At 60.1% G+C, this 15,652-nt stretch carries 16 protein-coding genes; 9 read left to right on the top strand and 7 right to left on the bottom strand.

Annotated elements, in window-relative coordinates; genetic code table 11:
* Positions 1 to 99: 99 nt before the first annotated feature.
* Together NKI79_RS21785 and NKI79_RS21780 are read right to left on the bottom strand one after the other, a co-directional pair.
* Entirely contained in the window at positions 100 to 966 is an 867-nt protein-coding gene (locus tag NKI79_RS21785) for a class I SAM-dependent methyltransferase (RefSeq protein ID WP_254818352.1), read from the bottom strand.
* Between the two features lie 240 nt (positions 967 to 1,206).
* Positions 1,207 to 2,301 (bottom strand): glycosyltransferase family 4 protein, encoded by a 1,095-nt coding sequence (locus tag NKI79_RS21780; protein ID WP_352804297.1) that lies wholly within the window; start codon positions 2,299 to 2,301, stop codon positions 1,207 to 1,209.
* 494 nt (positions 2,302 to 2,795) lie between these two features.
* On the opposite strand from NKI79_RS21780, the gene NKI79_RS21775 reads away from it, so the two are divergent.
* From NKI79_RS21775 to NKI79_RS21735, 9 genes are all read left to right on the top strand, one after another.
* Positions 2,796 to 3,152, top strand: a complete 357-nt coding sequence (locus NKI79_RS21775) for an SPW repeat protein (protein ID WP_254818350.1) — start codon at positions 2,796 to 2,798, stop codon at positions 3,150 to 3,152.
* Positions 3,153 to 3,280: 128 nt separating this feature from the next.
* Positions 3,281 to 3,730, top strand: coding sequence for a DUF2231 domain-containing protein (locus NKI79_RS21770; protein ID WP_254818349.1), 450 nt, complete (start codon positions 3,281 to 3,283; stop codon positions 3,728 to 3,730).
* Positions 3,730 to 5,076 (top strand): PQQ-dependent sugar dehydrogenase, encoded by a 1,347-nt coding sequence (locus NKI79_RS21765; RefSeq protein WP_352804294.1) that lies wholly within the window; start codon positions 3,730 to 3,732, stop codon positions 5,074 to 5,076. The genes NKI79_RS21770 and NKI79_RS21765 overlap by 1 nt, the downstream gene beginning before the upstream one ends.
* Positions 5,077 to 5,346: 270 nt before the next feature.
* Positions 5,347 to 6,162: a cytochrome c oxidase subunit II gene (gene coxB / locus NKI79_RS21760; protein WP_254818347.1), complete on the top strand. Its 816-nt coding sequence runs from the start codon at positions 5,347 to 5,349 to the stop codon at positions 6,160 to 6,162.
* 91 nt (positions 6,163 to 6,253) lie between these two features.
* Complete coding sequence (gene ctaD, locus NKI79_RS21755; protein WP_254818346.1) at positions 6,254 to 8,023, top strand: cytochrome c oxidase subunit I; 1,770 nt, start codon at positions 6,254 to 6,256, stop codon at positions 8,021 to 8,023.
* The gene (locus NKI79_RS21750; protein ID WP_352804291.1) at positions 8,020 to 8,724 is read left to right on the top strand and encodes a cytochrome c oxidase subunit 3; all 705 of its coding nucleotides are present in this window, start codon (positions 8,020 to 8,022) and stop codon (positions 8,722 to 8,724) included. The genes ctaD and NKI79_RS21750 overlap by 4 nt, the downstream gene beginning before the upstream one ends.
* 13 nt (positions 8,725 to 8,737) lie before the next feature.
* The gene (locus NKI79_RS21745; RefSeq protein WP_352804289.1) at positions 8,738 to 9,460 is read left to right on the top strand and encodes a heme-copper oxidase subunit III family protein; all 723 of its coding nucleotides are present in this window, start codon (positions 8,738 to 8,740) and stop codon (positions 9,458 to 9,460) included.
* A 10-nt stretch (positions 9,461 to 9,470) separates the two neighbouring features.
* Complete coding sequence (locus tag NKI79_RS21740) at positions 9,471 to 9,875, top strand: cytochrome C oxidase subunit IV family protein (protein ID WP_352479772.1); 405 nt, start codon at positions 9,471 to 9,473, stop codon at positions 9,873 to 9,875.
* Between the two features lie 144 nt (positions 9,876 to 10,019).
* The gene (locus NKI79_RS21735) at positions 10,020 to 10,493 is read left to right on the top strand and encodes an aminoacyl-tRNA deacylase (RefSeq protein ID WP_254818342.1); all 474 of its coding nucleotides are present in this window, start codon (positions 10,020 to 10,022) and stop codon (positions 10,491 to 10,493) included.
* A 65-nt stretch (positions 10,494 to 10,558) separates the two neighbouring features.
* On the opposite strand, the gene NKI79_RS21730 is transcribed toward NKI79_RS21735, so the two are convergent.
* The 5 genes from NKI79_RS21730 to tig form a co-directional block, all read right to left on the bottom strand.
* The gene (locus NKI79_RS21730) at positions 10,559 to 11,371 is read right to left on the bottom strand and encodes a DUF2189 domain-containing protein (protein WP_254818341.1); all 813 of its coding nucleotides are present in this window, start codon (positions 11,369 to 11,371) and stop codon (positions 10,559 to 10,561) included.
* Positions 11,372 to 11,687: 316 nt separating this feature from the next.
* The gene (locus NKI79_RS21725; RefSeq protein ID WP_352479773.1) at positions 11,688 to 12,620 is read right to left on the bottom strand and encodes a heme o synthase; all 933 of its coding nucleotides are present in this window, start codon (positions 12,618 to 12,620) and stop codon (positions 11,688 to 11,690) included.
* A 147-nt stretch (positions 12,621 to 12,767) separates the two neighbouring features.
* Positions 12,768 to 13,121, bottom strand: a complete 354-nt coding sequence (locus tag NKI79_RS21720) for a c-type cytochrome (protein ID WP_502904012.1) — start codon at positions 13,119 to 13,121, stop codon at positions 12,768 to 12,770.
* A 211-nt stretch (positions 13,122 to 13,332) separates the two neighbouring features.
* A complete protein-coding gene (locus NKI79_RS21715; RefSeq protein WP_352646695.1) occupies positions 13,333 to 13,854 on the bottom strand; it encodes a hypothetical protein in 522 nt (173 codons plus the stop codon).
* Positions 13,855 to 14,015: 161 nt separating this feature from the next.
* A complete protein-coding gene (gene tig / locus NKI79_RS21710) occupies positions 14,016 to 15,491 on the bottom strand; it encodes a trigger factor (RefSeq protein WP_352804313.1) in 1,476 nt (491 codons plus the stop codon).
* Positions 15,492 to 15,652: the final 161 nt, after the last annotated feature.

The raw sequence follows: 15,652 nt of genomic DNA, 5'->3' as shown, positions 1-15,652 counted from the left end.
ACCGTTCGTCTCCGCCGCGCATGCCTCGCTCTCCGAATCTCTCCGAAGACACTGAATCACGCTCACAGCCTCGCTGCGAGCCACTTTTTCAACAGCCTGCTAGTGCCCCTCGATCGCCTTGGGAGACACAAGGTATGGTATCTTGCCGATGCTGCGCTTCGTCGCGCCAATGGAATAGGCCATCGGTATCTTGGGAGAGTTCTCTGGCAAGCCGTACATATCCTTGCCGGCCCGCACGGCAAATGAAAAGTGCTGCCACGAAACAGTGTCATGCTCATTGAGAAAATCGAGCGTCAGACCAGCTGAAATCAGCGCATTCACCACGTCACTGATCGGGTGGATCCATTCATAATAGCGAGGATGCTTCAGGATGCGGTCATCGCCGGTGTAGGTCAGTTCCTCGTTCCAGGCGAGCGGCCGAGCTATCGGCGTTCGCCAGTCGTGCTTCAATTCCAGGGCCGCGGCCTTTCGATCGCACTGAAACATCAATGGATGGCCCTCGGCCATGTAGAGACGGCCGCCGGGTCTCAGGAGGTCGGCAACCACCCGCGCCCAACGGAACACGTCGTCCAGCCAGTTTACCGAGCCCCATGTAACGTAAGCGATGTCAAAGGTCCGACCGAGCGCTTCCACCGCTTCGAACAGTGGCGCTTCCACGAAGCGCACGTCGGTGCCTGCCTTCGCAGCAAAATCCCGCGCCGCCGCGATCGCCGCCGGTGAAAAGTCGAGCCCCGTCACACTGCCTGCGCCGAGATTCTTCAGGCTGATCGTGTCGAGGCCGATGTGACACTGCAGGTGGACGATATCCTTGCCGGCAATATCGCCGACCTCGCGCGTTTCCAGCTCATAAAGATTGGATCCGCCGGCCAGCACATTCTCGATGTGGTAGCTGCCCGTTGTGTCGGTCGAGTGCAGTTCGGCCCGATCATCCCAATTAAGGCGGTTCGCACCCAAAAACCGTTCCAAATTCCCCCACCCCTGACTGACGCATGGTAAACAAGTCGTTAAAGTACCTTTGCAGCGAAAGTATCGCGCGTCAATCCGGACCGGGCGGCGGCAGTGTGCCACCGCTCGCGAAAGCCATAGCCTCGGGAAAGCTTGCTGCTGATCAAAAGCTTCTGGCGCAGTCGCCGTGCCCGGCGACAAGACCTCGCAGGTGCCCCCCTGACGTCACCGTCGTTGTCTGCATGTGGATTAGTCGGTTCCTCAGCCCCCCGCGGCCACCATCGCGATGTTTCTGGAGAGCTCGTTTGTGGGGTCAACTGCGTCTGCCATGCCGCTCGTAAGTGCTCGGTAGAGTGCCACATAATCGCTGCACATGCGCTCGACCGTGAACCGCTTCTCGAACGTCTGCCGCACTCGTGCGCGATCGAGGCTGTCTATGCGCCGGAGCGCGCCCACAGCTTCCTCCACCGTATCCACGATCCATCCGGACACACCGTCATCGATGATCTCCGGGACGGCGCCACGCCGGAACGCAATCACCGGCGTACCGCAGGCCATTGCTTCGATCGTCACGAGCCCGAAGGGTTCCGGCCAGTCGATCGGGAACAAAAGCGCTTTCGCATTGCCCAGAAAATCCGCCTTTTGCCGCTCATCGATTTCGCCAATGAACTCCACGTTCGAATGCCGCAGCACTTGCGGCTCGACCCTTTCCTTCCAGAACGACTGGTCCACCTTGTCGATCTTGGCGGCGATCTTCAGGGGAAACCCCGCCCGCACTGCTATTTCAATGGCCGCTTCCGGCCCCTTTTCCGGCGAGATGCGACCGAGAAACGCAAGATAGCCAGAGGTGTTCGGGTGGAATGGCAGAAGATCGCGGGGCAGGCCATGATGCACGGTTCCAATCCAATTGACGGGCGGCATGGGCCGGCGCTGGTCGAAGGAGATCGAGACCAGGGGAACGTCGTCGAACATAGCATAAAGTTGCGCCAGATCGGGCAGGTCGAGCCTGCCGTGAAGCGTGGTAACCGTTCGTCTGGCAAAATCCCGAATGATGGGGAAGTGCAGAACATCGACGTGGAAATGCAAAACGTCGAATTCATCGGCTCGCCGGCGCACCCGTTCAAGCATCATAACGTGGTGCGGACCACCGTCCTGGACCCTGGGATTCAGGCGCAGCGCGACGTCGCAACACGGCACCAGCTCGGCTGAGGTACGAGAATCGGCGCTGGCGAACAACGTCACCTCGTGGCCCTGTCGGACAAGTTCTTCGGTCAGATACGAAACAATTCGCTCGGTTCCACCGTAGGTTCGGGGCGGCACGGATTCGGTTAGCGGCGCGATCTGGGCTATTTTCATTTAGAAAATCTTTTCGGCGGCGACCGCCGTCTTTCAAACAAGCTTCGGCGTCAACCAAGACAAGCGAGAGCTTCTCGCTGCGAAGTATTCTATGCAGAGCGTATTTATAGTTGTGCCGTCCGTGCTCCTCCCGTGCAAGCAGGTTGCCCTTATTCAACTCCTCTGGATCCAAGAACTGCGATCCATAAGAAATGTTTCACCGGCTCGATAAAAAGACAGAATGAGCTACGCGCCGCCGCCCCGCCGCCCCCTGACAGGCAGCTTTGGATCGCTCGATCACCACCAAGTGATCCAGGCGTGCCGGTGCCGAATGGAACATAAAGCCCGGAATTCAGTTAGATAGCCGGATTTGGCTGGAGTACCGCCAGATGCGGAATTCCAGCTGGGCAGGGCACTACCGTGACACGGAGTGAGCGGCTTCGGGCGCATCTCGCCGAACTCAGGCACCACCTTGCCGAACTCGGGAGCCATAAACGCTCCCTATGGAGGATGCCATGAACCAGTGGACAAACGCCAGGCTCTGTGACGTAGCCAACCTGATCCTTGGGGCAATTCTGTTCTTCTCTCCCTGGATCTTCACGTTTGCGGCAGGCCCGCAGACGCAGAACGCCCTCGGCAGCGGAATCTTGATCGTCGTGCTGTCGGTTGCCGCCCTCGCAGCATTTGCCGTGTGGGAAGAGTGGGTAAACCTGGTCGTCGGACTGTGGGTTCTCGTATCGCCCTGGGTGCTTGGATTCCAGGCGACCACGGCAATGACCGTGCATGTCGTGATCGGCATTCTGGTCGCCGTGCTTGCGGCTATCGAGCTCTGGATGATGTACCAGAACCCGCCGACCCAGTCGGCCGCCTAGCAGGCGCAGCCAGCCAGCGCCCTTTTTGGGCCTGACAAATCGATCGGTCGTCTGCCGGCCTCTCGGCAACAGCCGCCGGAGGCCGGGTAGGCGGTTGTCTGGACGAGAACCAAGAAGGATGGCGCATCATGGTCGGTGACAATCCGCGTTCGACGGCCAGGATTGCAGGACATCCTATTCATCCGATGCTGGTGCCGTTTCCGATCGCCTGCTTCGTCGGCACCCTGCTGACGGATCTGGCCTACTGGCGAACAGCGGAGATGATGTGGGCTGACTTCTCCGCTTGGCTGGTTACCGTCGGCGTGATCATGGGCTGCCTTGCAGCGATCGCGGGGCTGATCGATTTCCTGGCCAATCCGCTGGTAAGGGCACAGCCCCCCGCCTGGCCGCACGTGCTCGGCAATCTGCTGGCGCTGGCGTTGTCCATCATCAACATGCTCGTGCACACTCGCGATGCATGGACCTCCATCGTTCCCACCGGCTTGATCCTCTCGGCGGTTGTCGTGCTCATCCTCATCTTCACCGGTTGGCTGGGCTGGTCCATGGTGTACCGGCATCACGTCGGCGTGGCGGATTGATGCGCGTAGCAAGCTCCATCAGACAAGCCGGGCGCATCGCGGCGTCCCTCTTTACTTGGACTGCGGCGATCACTCTTGCAGCGTGCAGCGGCAACGACCCGGATCCCGGCAGTCAGATAGGGCCGAATCCAAAACTGCCGGAGCCGATCCAATATTTCTTCCCGCCCATGCATCTCGCTTCCGTGGTCGGGTGGAAGAACGACGAAAAGCCGACCGTCGCGCAGGGGCTCCAGATCCAGGCCTTTGCCAACGGCTTGCAGCATCCGCGGTCGCTTTATGTGCTGCCCAACGGCGATGTCCTGGTGGTCGAGTCCAAGGCGCCGGGCGGCGAACCGATCAAACGGCCCAAGGATTTGGTGATGGGCTGGATCGAGTCCTGGGTCACCTCGGGCGGCGACAGCGGCCCGAGCAACCGCATTACGCTGCTGCGCGACACCGACGGCGATGGCAAGCCGGAGCTGACCAGCGTCTTCCTCGACCACCTCAACTCGCCCTTCGGCGTGGCGCTGGTGGGAAGCGATCTCTACGTCGCCAATACCGATTCCATCGTCCGCTATCCCTACAACACCGGTGACACAAAGATCACCGCGCCCGGAACGCCGCTAACCGCCCTGCCCGGCGGCCCGATCGACCACCATTGGACGAAGAGCCTGGTGGCAAGCCCCGACGGCTCGCTGCTCTATGTCGGCATCGGCTCGAACAGCAACGTCGCCGAAAACGGCATCGAGGCCGAGAAGAACCGCGCCGCCATCTGGCAGGTGGACAGGGCCACCGGCCAGTCGCGCATTTTCGCCAGCGGTTTGCGCAATCCAAACGGCCTGAGCTGGGAGCCGCAGACCGGGGCGCTCTGGGCAGTGATCAATGAGCGCGACGAGCTCGGCCCCAATCTCGTGCCGGATTATCTGACGTCGGTAAAGGATGGCGGCTTCTACGGATGGCCATACAGCTATTATGGCCAGCATCTCGATCCCCGCGTCATGCCCCAGCGTCCGGACCTGGTCGCGAAAGCGATCGTTCCGGACTATGCGCTGAGTTCCCACGTCGCCCCTCTGGGACTGGCCTTCTATACGGCAAACAGCCTCCCCGAGGCATATCGCGGCGGCGCTTTCGTTGGCGAACACGGCAGCTGGAACCGCACGCGCTTCAATGGCTACAAGGTGGTGTTCGTACCATTCAGCGGCGGCCATCCTAGCGGCGTCGCTACCGACGTGGTGACCGACTTCCTGGACAAGGACAACAAGGCGCGCGGCCGGCCTGTCGGCCTGGCTGTCGACAAGACCGGGGCCCTGCTCATAGCCGACGATGTCGGCAACACAGTTTGGCGGATGACATCTGCCGGCCAATAAAGTGGCCCGCTCCCTTCGTCGAGCTGTCGGTCGAGCAGGTGGAAGGGATCCCCGACGATCGCCGTTCCGGTGGTTCTGCCAGGCGCATTCGGTGTGCTCGCCATTGCCTGCCGCTGTCACCGCCGAACCGAAGGACCGCCAGCGCCGCGAAATGGTATTTTTGCCCTTCCCACAGCCGGCTCTAGAATTTTCATCGCAAATCAAGTTATGATGCACTTGGTATTTCCCGGGACGGCTTGCGCCGCTTGGAATACCGGGAGGAACCGGGACATGGCCGTTGCGCTTGTACTCGTTCTGATAGTCGTGGGCTCGGTGTTGTTCCACTTCCTGAGCCCATGGTGGTGGACGCCGATTGCCTCGAACTGGGACTATATCGACAACACCATCATCATAACTTTCTGGATCACCGGCGTCGTCTTCGCCGCCGTGGTTCTTTTCATGGCCTATTGCGTCTTCCGCTTCCGTCATCGGGAAGGCAATCAGGCGGCATATGAACCTGAGAACAGGCGGCTCGAATCCTGGCTGACGGTCGTCACCGCGGTTGGCGTCACGGCATTGCTCGTTCCTGGCCTGTTCGTCTGGAGCCGGTTCGTTAACGTTCCAAGCGACGCAACAGAGGTCGAAGTCGTCGGCCAGCAGTGGCAATGGAGTTTCCGCCTGCCCGGCAAGGACGGCAAGCTCGGCACATCCGACACTCGCGACGTCAACGCTGAAAATCCACTCGGCGTCATCGCCACCGATGCCAACGGCCAGGACGATGTCGTAGTGGAAGCGGCCGACCTGCACCTCCCGGTTGGCAAACCGGTCAAGATGCTGCTCCGCTCGATCGATGTGCTGCACGATTTCTACGTGCCGGAATTCCGCGCCAAGATGGACATGATCCCGGGCTCGGTCACCTATTTCTGGTTCACTCCGACCAAGACCGGAACCTTCCAGGTCCTGTGTGCCGAACTCTGCGGCCAGGGACATCCGATGATGCATGGCGTGGTCATGGTCGATACGCAGGAAGACTATCTGGCGTGGCTTGGCCAGCAGCAGACTTTTGCGCAGCTGTCCGCACCCCAACAGATGGGCTCGGCAGAGTAGGAAACCGGAACGACGGTGCGCCGTCGGGATTGAAAATAGTGCGGCAGGCCCGAACTGTCGGGCTGGCCGAAAAGGGCACGGAGGTGTTCCTATGGTCGATATCACACCTGCAGATGCGGTACCGCCGGCCGAAGTCGCGGAAATGGAACTCTACCATCCGCACAGCTGGTGGACGAAATACGTTTTCTCGCAGGACGCCAAGGTCATCGCCATCCAGTACTCGGCGACGGCGACAGCGATCGGCATGGTCGCGCTGGTGCTATCCTGGCTGATGCGGCTGCAGCTCGGTTTCCCCGGCACATTCGACTTCATCACCCCGGAAGCCTACTACCAGTTCATCACCATGCACGGCATGATCATGGTGATCTACCTGCTCACCGCACTCTTCCTGGGCGGCTTCGGCAACTACCTGATCCCGCTGATGGTCGGCGCTCGCGACATGGTCTTTCCCTATGTCAACATGCTGAGCTACTGGATCTATCTGCTGGCCGTGCTGGTTCTGGTGTCGAGCTTTTTCGCGCCCGGCGGACCGACGGGTGCCGGCTGGACGCTCTATCCGCCGCAGGCGATCATGACCGGTACGCCAGGCGGCCAAGACTGGGGCATCATCCTGATGCTCGTCTCGCTGATCCTGTTCATCATCGGCTTTACCATGGGCGGCCTGAACTATGTCGTGACGGTGCTGCAGGGCCGCACGCGCGGCATGACGCTGATGCGCCTTCCGCTCACTGTCTGGGGTATTTTCACCGCCACCGTCATGGCGCTACTCGCCTTCCCGGCGCTGTTCGTCGCCTGCGTGATGATGCTTCTCGACCGGGCGCTCGGCACCAGCTTCTTCATGCCGGCGATCGTTGAGATGGGCGAACAGTTGCAGCACGGCGGCGGCAGCCCGATCCTGTTCCAGCATCTGTTCTGGTTCTTCGGCCACCCGGAGGTCTACATCGTTGCGCTTCCGGCCTTCGGCATCGTGTCCGACCTGATCAGCACCCATGCGCGCAAGAACATCTTCGGCTACCGCATGATGGTCTGGGCCATCGTCGGCATCGGCGCGTTGAGCTTCGTAGTCTGGGCGCACCATATGTATGTCAGCGGCATGCATCCCTATTTCGGCTTCTTCTTCGCCACCACGACACTGATCATCGCCGTTCCGACCGCCATCAAGGTCTACAATTGGGTGCTGACGCTGTGGCGCGGCGATATCCACCTCACCATTCCAATGCTTTTCGCCCTCGCCTTCATCGTCACCTTCGTCAATGGCGGGTTGACCGGCTTGTTTCTCGGCAATGTCGTTGTCGACGTTCCGCTGTCGGACACCATGTTTGTCGTTGCCCATTTCCATATGGTCATGGGGGTCGCGCCGATCCTCGTGATTTTCGGGGCGATCTACCACTGGTACCCGAAGGTCACCGGCCGGATGCTGAACGAGACACTGGGCCGGTTCCACTTCTGGATCACCTTCCTCGGCGCCTATCTGATTTTCTTTCCCATGCACTATCTCGGCTTGATGGGCGTGCCGCGGCGCTACAACGAATTGACCGACATGACGATCATGACGGAATCGGCCCACCACCTGAACTCGTTTATCAGCATCATGGCTTTTATGGTCGGTTTTGCCCAGATTGTGTTTCTGTTCAATCTCATCTGGAGCATCCGCCATGGCCGTGAGGCTGGCGGCAATCCGTGGCGGGCAACGACGCTCGAGTGGCAGACGCCGCAAACACCGCCCGCCCACGGCAATTTCGGCAAGGATCTGCCGATCGTCTATCGCTGGGCCTATGACTACAGCGTACCGGGAGCCAAGGAGGACTTCATACCACAAAACGTTCCGGGCTCCTTCGCGCCCTCCAGGGAGCCGGCATGAGCGTAATCCTGGTCTTCCTGCTCGTGATCGCCGGTATTGCTGGGTGGTGGCTTTCCAATCAGCGGCTAATGACGAAGCCGTGGCTCGAGCAAGGTATGGCCGGGGATTTTGTCGCTCTGGACCGATCGGCGCTGCCGACCGCAAAGATCGGTCTCGGCGTCTTCCTTGCCGTCGTCGGCTGCCTGTTCGCGCTGTTCACCAGTGCTTACTTCATGCGCATGACGCTGTCGGATTGGCGGCCGCTGCCCATCCCGCCCCTGCTCTGGCTTAACACCGGCGTACTGGTCTTGAGCAGCATTGCGATACAGTGCGCTTCGCTCGCGGCGCGCAAGGGTCAAGTGGACATGGTCAGGCTCGGCCTCCCCACAGCTGGACTCACGGCGCTCGTCTTCCTGATTGGACAGCTTGTGGCATGGCGGGAACTGAGTGCGGACGGCTATTTTCTGGCATCCAATCCGGCCAACAGCTTCTTCTACCTGCTAACGGGAATGCATGGCCTGCATATACTGGGAGGACTGGTCGGGCTGGGCAGAACGAGCGTCGGCGCCTGGAACGGAGCGCAGCCGCAGCGGCTTCGCCTCAGTGTCGAGCTGTGCGCGATGTACTGGCATTTCCTGCTTTTCGTCTGGCTCGCCATCTTTGCGCTTCTGGCCGGCTGGGCTTCGACTTTAATCGACATTTGCCGAGGGTTGCTGACCTAGGAGGAACGGGCGGATGGCAGAGACGACACTGGTCCACATCGGCCGAACAGAGCCGCGGCCCGCAGGCTGGCAAGGCATCGCCGCCGACTGGTCCTCGGATCAGCGGGCGTTCAAAAACGTGTCCTGGGGCAAGGCCATGATGTGGATCTTCCTGCTCAGCGACACGTTCATCTTCGGCTGCTTCCTGCTCTCCTACATGACCGCGCGTATCTCAACACGCGTGCCGTGGCCCAATCCGAGCGAGGTCTTCGCCCTGCGCATCGGCGGCTCCGATATTCCACTGATCCTTATCGCCATCATGACCTTCGTGCTGATCTCGAGCAGCGGAACGATGGCCATGGCGGTCAATTTCGGCTACCGCCGCGACCGCCGCAAGACGGCAGTCCTGATGCTCTTGACCGCAGCACTCGGCGCGACCTTCGTCGGCATGCAGGCCTTCGAATGGACCAAGCTGATCACCGAGGGCGTGCGGCCTTGGGGCAATCCCTGGGGCGCTGCACAGTTCGGCGCATCCTTTTTCATGATTACCGGCTTCCACGGCACGCATGTGACGATCGGGGTGATCTTTCTGATCATCGTGGCGCGAAAGGTCTGGCGCGGGGATTTCGATGTCGGACGGCCCGGCTTCTTCACCAGCCGGAGGGGGCGCTACGAGAACGTCGAAATCATGGGGCTCTACTGGCATTTCGTCGACCTGGTCTGGGTGTTCATTTTCGCATTTTTCTATCTTTGGTGAGAGGCAGGACATGGCTGAAGCAACCGCAAACGGCCTGGGACAACACGCACTGGACAGCGCCCATAGGCATGATGCGACGACGACCGGCGTTACCCCGGCAGAGGTTCATCAGGAGCACCCGATCAAGCTCTATCTGGTGGTGTGGGCATGGCTGTTCATCCTCAGCACCTGCTCCTATCTGGTCGACTATTTCGGTCTCCATGGCTATCTCAGATGGTCGCTGATCCTGATCTTCATGATGCTCAAGGCCGGACTGATCGTCGCCATCTTCATGCACATGGCCTGGGAACGGCTGGCGCTGACATATGCGATCATCCTGCCGCCCGTGCTGGTGCTGGTGTTCGTGACGATGATGGTCTTCGAAGCGGACTACACGCTGCTCACCCGAATGGCGTTTTTCGGGGCCGGGCCCTGACATGCAATCCGGATCCACGCGGTCCGGTCCTTGAGGCTTAGCCTTGAAACAATCCACGGCTGGTCCATTTCTGTTGATATCGGAAACGACAGGCGATGCCGGCGTTTCCACATGCGTCGCGAACACGAGCAAGGGGCGCCCAAGATGACCATCGCAAACAGACTGAAGGACTTCATCGATAGGAAAGGAATTTCCTACGATACCGTCGAGCATCACCGCACCGCGACAAGCAGACAATCCGCCATTGCGGCACATGTGCCCGGCAGCATAATGGCCAAATCGGTGGTCGTTCACCACGACCGAGGCTACGCGCTGGCCGTGGTTCCAAGCACGCACAGGATAGAACTCGCGACATTGCAGGATGTCATGGAGAAGCCTCTTGGGCTGGCGTCCGAAGACGAGGTGGTCTCGTTGTTCGGCGATTGCGACGTCGGCGCTGTGCCGCCGATCGGCGCGGCCTATGATGTGCCAGTGGTTCTCGATGAAAGCCTTGGCGACGCTCCCGAAATCTATTTCGAGGGCGGCGACCACAAGACGCTTGTGCATGTGAGCGGCAAAGATTTCCGCGACCTGACAAAGGACGCGCGCCAGGCCCGTTTCAGCCACCCCGCCTATTGAAAGCTCTGCCTCACCCTGCCCGCACCGGCACTTTCGCCGGTGCGGGCAGAGTGCATTTTTTCAACTCACGGTCTGGTGGCCGGCGGCGATTCCACAACTTTCCGGTAAACATGCCAGGTGGCATGACCAAGGATCGGCAGCACGACTGCCAACCCGGCGAACACTGGCAGCGATCCGATGATCAGGGCGACGGCGACAATAAGGCCCCACACCGCCATCACGATCGGGTTGGCCAGGACAACGCGCACCGAGGTGTGGATGGCTTCGTAGGCGCCGACATCGCGGTCGAGCAACAACGGGAATGCGACGACCGTGGTGCACAACACAACCGCGGCGAACACGAAGCCGATGGCGTGACCCAGGATGATGAGCGTCCAGCCGCGTCCCGTGGCGAATATTTCACTGATGAAGCTGGACAGCGATTGCGGCGGCGCCGGGCCGAACAGGGTCTGGTAAAATATCTGGGCCGTCAAAAGCCAGGCGATGAAGATCGCAAGCAGCATGACGCCGACCGCTGCAATAGCCGGCAGCGCTGGAGAACTCCTGACCTCAAAGGCGTGTCTCCACGAGGCGTCGAGCCCGGCTTCCCGCCGCCGGCTGATCTCATACAGGCCGATCGCCGCGAACGGACCAATCAGCGCAAAGCCGGACACAAGCGGAAACAGCAACGGCAGCGTGTTGTTGCCTGATGTCCAGACAGCAAGCACGACTCCGGCAATCGGATAGATCAGGCAGAGAAATACGATGTGCGACGGCTTGACCATGAAATCATCGACGCCACGCCTGAGCGCATCAAAAAGATCGGAGACACCGATTTTTCGAATTCTGGTGTGTTCCAGCGTCTCGCTGGCGCCTGCTATCACGTGAAAGCTTGCCATGACCATTCCTCCAGACCAGGTCCGGTAAGGTCGCGTTTTACGGTGCTGCCGTTCTGCATGATTGGCCCACGCAAACCGCGACCTGCACCATGATCAATATACTCTCATGCGGGGGACTTGTCGCGCTTTGTAGGAAGGCCCGGGAGTAGGAGGTCCCGGGTAGCCCGACTAGCTACGGACATGGTTCTTCGATATGCTCTTCTAGTCGAAGGTGAAGGTCATGGACGGAAGGACAGTTCTCATACTCGGCCTTGGCGTCGTTATTCTGCTGTTGCTGGGATTTTGTGCTCTGCCAACGTGATGTTTTGAGCCGGGGTCAATAGCCGGCTGAAGCGATCACTCGCATTACAATGGTGTCGGCAAGCAACGCCGCAAATATTGCGAAAAGATAGACAATCGAATACGCAAACAGCGCCTTTGCCGGCTTCATCTCCTTGTCGGCGACGAGAACCTTCCAGGCCTGCCAAATGAAACCTGCACCCAACGCGGCTGAAGCAGTGCCGTAATATCCGCTCGCGAAGCCGAAGCCCCAAGGGAGCACGCCGATTGGCGCCAAAAGCAGCGAATAGGCGAAGATTTGTTTTCTAGTCGAGTGCTGGCCGGCCACATTCGGCATCATCGGGATGCCAGCCGCGGCATAGTCGCCGACCTTGAAAAGGGCCAGCGCCCAGAAATGAGGCGGCGTCCAGAGGAAAATAATCAGAAACAGAATGAGACTTTCAATGCCGATTGCGCCTGTTGCGGCCGCCCACCCGATTACCGGAGGAAGGGCGCCTGCCGCGCCGCCTATGACGATATTCTGTGGCGTCGAGCGCTTCAGCCACATTGTGTAGATAACGACATAGAAAAAGATGGTGAACGCCAACAACGATGCGGCGAGCCATCCCACCAACACGCCGAGCGTCATGACCGACAGCGCGGAAAGCACCAGACCGAAGCCGAGAGCTTCGCCAGGCGTGACGCGACCGGACGGAATTGGTCGCTTGGACGTGCGAGACATCAAGGCGTCTATGTCTGCGTCGTACCACATATTGAGCGCGCCGGCGGCTCCCGCTCCAACCGCGATTGCGCCGATGGCGATTACGGCGATAACTGGATTCATCACGCCGGGCGCCATCATCAGGCCGACGAAGGCAGTAAACACGGCAAGTGCCATGACGCGTGGTTTCAAGAGCGCAATGAAATCACCCGCCGTCGCCTCCGAGAGGCGGATGCCGGTATCCTTGAGACGGCTTTCTTCAGTCGACATTCAGACGACCACCGATGGGAACGGCAGCCTAGCCGGCCAATGTCTTTTTTGCAACGAGCCGCCCTCCCCACCGACACTGCCGGCAGATTGCGGCCGAGGCTATGCCTCGACCTGTTTGCGATACCAAGATCCGGCGGAAGAGCCGCGCTATTTGGAGAATTGTTTCAGGTAGGCAATGACATTGGCGATGTCCTCGTCTTTCTTGAGGCCGGGAAACGCCATCTTCGTTCCTTTGACCATCGCCTTGGGATCGCGAAGATAGGTCGTCAGCGTGGCTTCGTCCCATTTGACGCCCGACTTGCCGGCCTCGGTCATCGCCTTGGAATAGCTGAACCCTGGATGCGTGCCGGCCGTTCGGCCGATGACGCCGTTCAGCGACGGACCGACCTTGTTCTGGTCCTTGTCTGCGACGTGGCAGACCTTGCATTTGGCGAAGACCTTCTCACCCGCCGCCGCATCCTGTGCCCGCGAGGGGCCGGCAATGACGGTGGCGACGGACATTACGATAAAAAACACAATGGCACGCATGGCATTTCCTCCCTGATCGCCGATTTGCCTGGCTGACCTGCGCAGGCCCACCTTTAGTCCGCTGGCATGCGCTCTTGAATGGCAGAACGGATATCCACTGCCTGGAGTTGCGGCACCTACATACCACGGAACCGGGCCGGCAGGTAGAGTTCGATCATGCAATGGATCAATGCGGACAATCCGCTCAAGGCAATTTGGTGTTGCAGGTGGTGGCGATCCGGCCGACCGCCTCTTCAACTCCGGCGAGGTCAAACTCGGCTTTGCCGCGCCCCGACAGCAGCCCGAACCGCCAGGACAGCAGCAACCGGTCCGCGGAAATCAGTCGCCTGATGCCATCGGCACCGTCGCGGACCAGCATCCTGCTGTGCGGCCCGACCGACCAGCTTTCGTTGAGCTTGGCGGATTGGTCGACAGTCACCGACATGGCGATGGTTCGGCTGGCGGACACTGTATCGCTCAGCTGCAGCCATTCGCTCCAACGCGGTTCGCCGGCGGTCCGGCAGGCGATCGTCAACACCGGGCTGTAGCTCAATGCGCCGCCACCGGTGATGAGCTTGTTGGTCGCGTAAAGCGAGGCGGTGACAAGGCCATCGCTGCTCTTGTCGAACCGCCAGTTGTCGAGAACCGTATCAGCCTGGGCAATGCCGAAGACCGACGCAAGCAGGAACGCCGCCGCCACGCTTCCGATACCGAAGAACTGTCTCAACGATGCCTCCAACAACCGCTGCGATTTCGCAACCCAACGCAGATAATCATCAAAGCTTCGTATCGCTACCTCGACCGCCAGATACGTGAAATCCGTTGCGTCTGCGCCACAACGAAAAAGGCCGCCTCGAGAAGGCGGCCTTTCGGAATTCAGCAGGAACGTTATTCAGCGTCCTTGGCGGCCTTCTTCTTCGGCGCGGCCTTTTTCTTCGGCTCTTCGGCGTCGTCGTCGGCCTTCTTTGCGTCCGCTTTTTTCGCAGCCGCCTTCTTCGCCGGCTTGGCCTTGGTTGTCTCCGTATCCTCGTCGTCGGCCAGCAGTTCTTCCTTGCTGACCTTGACATCGGTGACCGAAATCTGGCCGAGCAGATGGTCGACCACCTTCTCTTCGAACATCGGCGCGCGCAACGTGTTCAGCGCTTCGGGATTGTTGCGGTAGAATTCGAAGGCTTCCTGCTGCTGGTTTGCCGGATAGCGGCGCACCTGCTCGAATAGGCCGCGCTGCAGTTCCTCGTCCGTCACCGTGACGCCGGCCTTCTCGCCGATTTCGGCGAGAACCAGGCCGAGACGCACGCGGCGCTCGGCAAGCCGCATATATTCAGCACGCGCTTCTTCTTCCGTCGTCTCTTCGTCGGCAAAGGTGCGCCCGGCAGCTTCGAGATCGCGATTGACCTGGTTCCAGATGTTGTTGAACTCGGCCTCGACGAGCTTGGACGGCGCCTCGAACGAGTAGGCAGCGTCGAGCTGGTCGAGCAACTGCCGCTTGACTTTCTGGCGCGTTATCGAGCCGAACTGGTTCTCGATCTGACCGCGCACCACCTCGCGGAGGCGCTCCAGCGATTCCAGGCCGAGATTTTTGGCCATCTCGTCGTTGATCTCAAGTTCGCCGGGCTTCGACACTTCCTTGACGGTCACGTCGAAAGTGGCTTCCTTGCCGGCCAGATGCGCCGCCTGGTAGTTTTCCGGGAAGGTAACCGTGACCTGCTTCTCGTCGCCGGCCTTGCTGCCGACCAGCTGGTCCTCGAAGCCGGGGATGAATTCCTTCGAGCCGAGCACCAGCGGCTGATCGGTGCCGGCGCCGCCGTTGAAGGCTTCGCCGTCGATCTTGCCGACGTAATCGATGGTCACGCGGTCGCCCTCGGCGGCCTTGCCGGTCTTCGGCTCGTAAGTGCGGGCAGATTCAGCGACACGCTTGACCTGCTCGTCGATCTCTTCATCCGGCACGTCGAACACCTGGCGCGTCACCTTTATGTCGGAGAAATCCTTGATCTCGATCGGCGGAATGACCTCATAGTTCAGGCGGAACTCGAAGTCGGCACCGCCTGCCAGGATCTTCTCGGCTTCCTTCTCGTCCTCGGTCATGATCACTTCGGGCTGCATGGCAGCCTTTTCGCCGCGCCCGGTGATGATCGAACGGGTCGAGTCATTGAGGATCTCGTTGACCACTTCGGCCATGAACGATTTGCCGTAGACCTTGCGCAGATGCTGCACCGGCACCTTGCCGGGGCGGAAGCCGTTGATGCGGACCTTGTTCCTGGCATCGGAGAGCCGCGCCATCAGCTTGGCTTCCATGTCACCAGCCGGCACGGTGATCTTGATCTCGCGCTTGAGACCGGAGTTGAGCGTTTCGGTGACCTGCATCATAAAACCTTTGTTTCCACCAATGAGGCCGTCAAACGGCCCCTGCCGCTTACAGCCTGCCGGTATGATCTTGCCGGGAATGGCTTTTGGTGCGGGACTTGGCGATCTGTCCGCTCAAGGCGGCACAAATCCTCCAGAAATACGCTCCAAAATGTGAATAA

This window comes from Mesorhizobium sp. M0340 (assembly GCF_040321535.1).
In the GTDB taxonomy this organism is placed as follows: domain Bacteria; phylum Pseudomonadota; class Alphaproteobacteria; order Rhizobiales; family Rhizobiaceae; genus Mesorhizobium.
The sequence above is the reverse complement of the archived record's forward strand: the minus strand, read 5'-3'. Positions and strand labels throughout refer to the sequence as shown.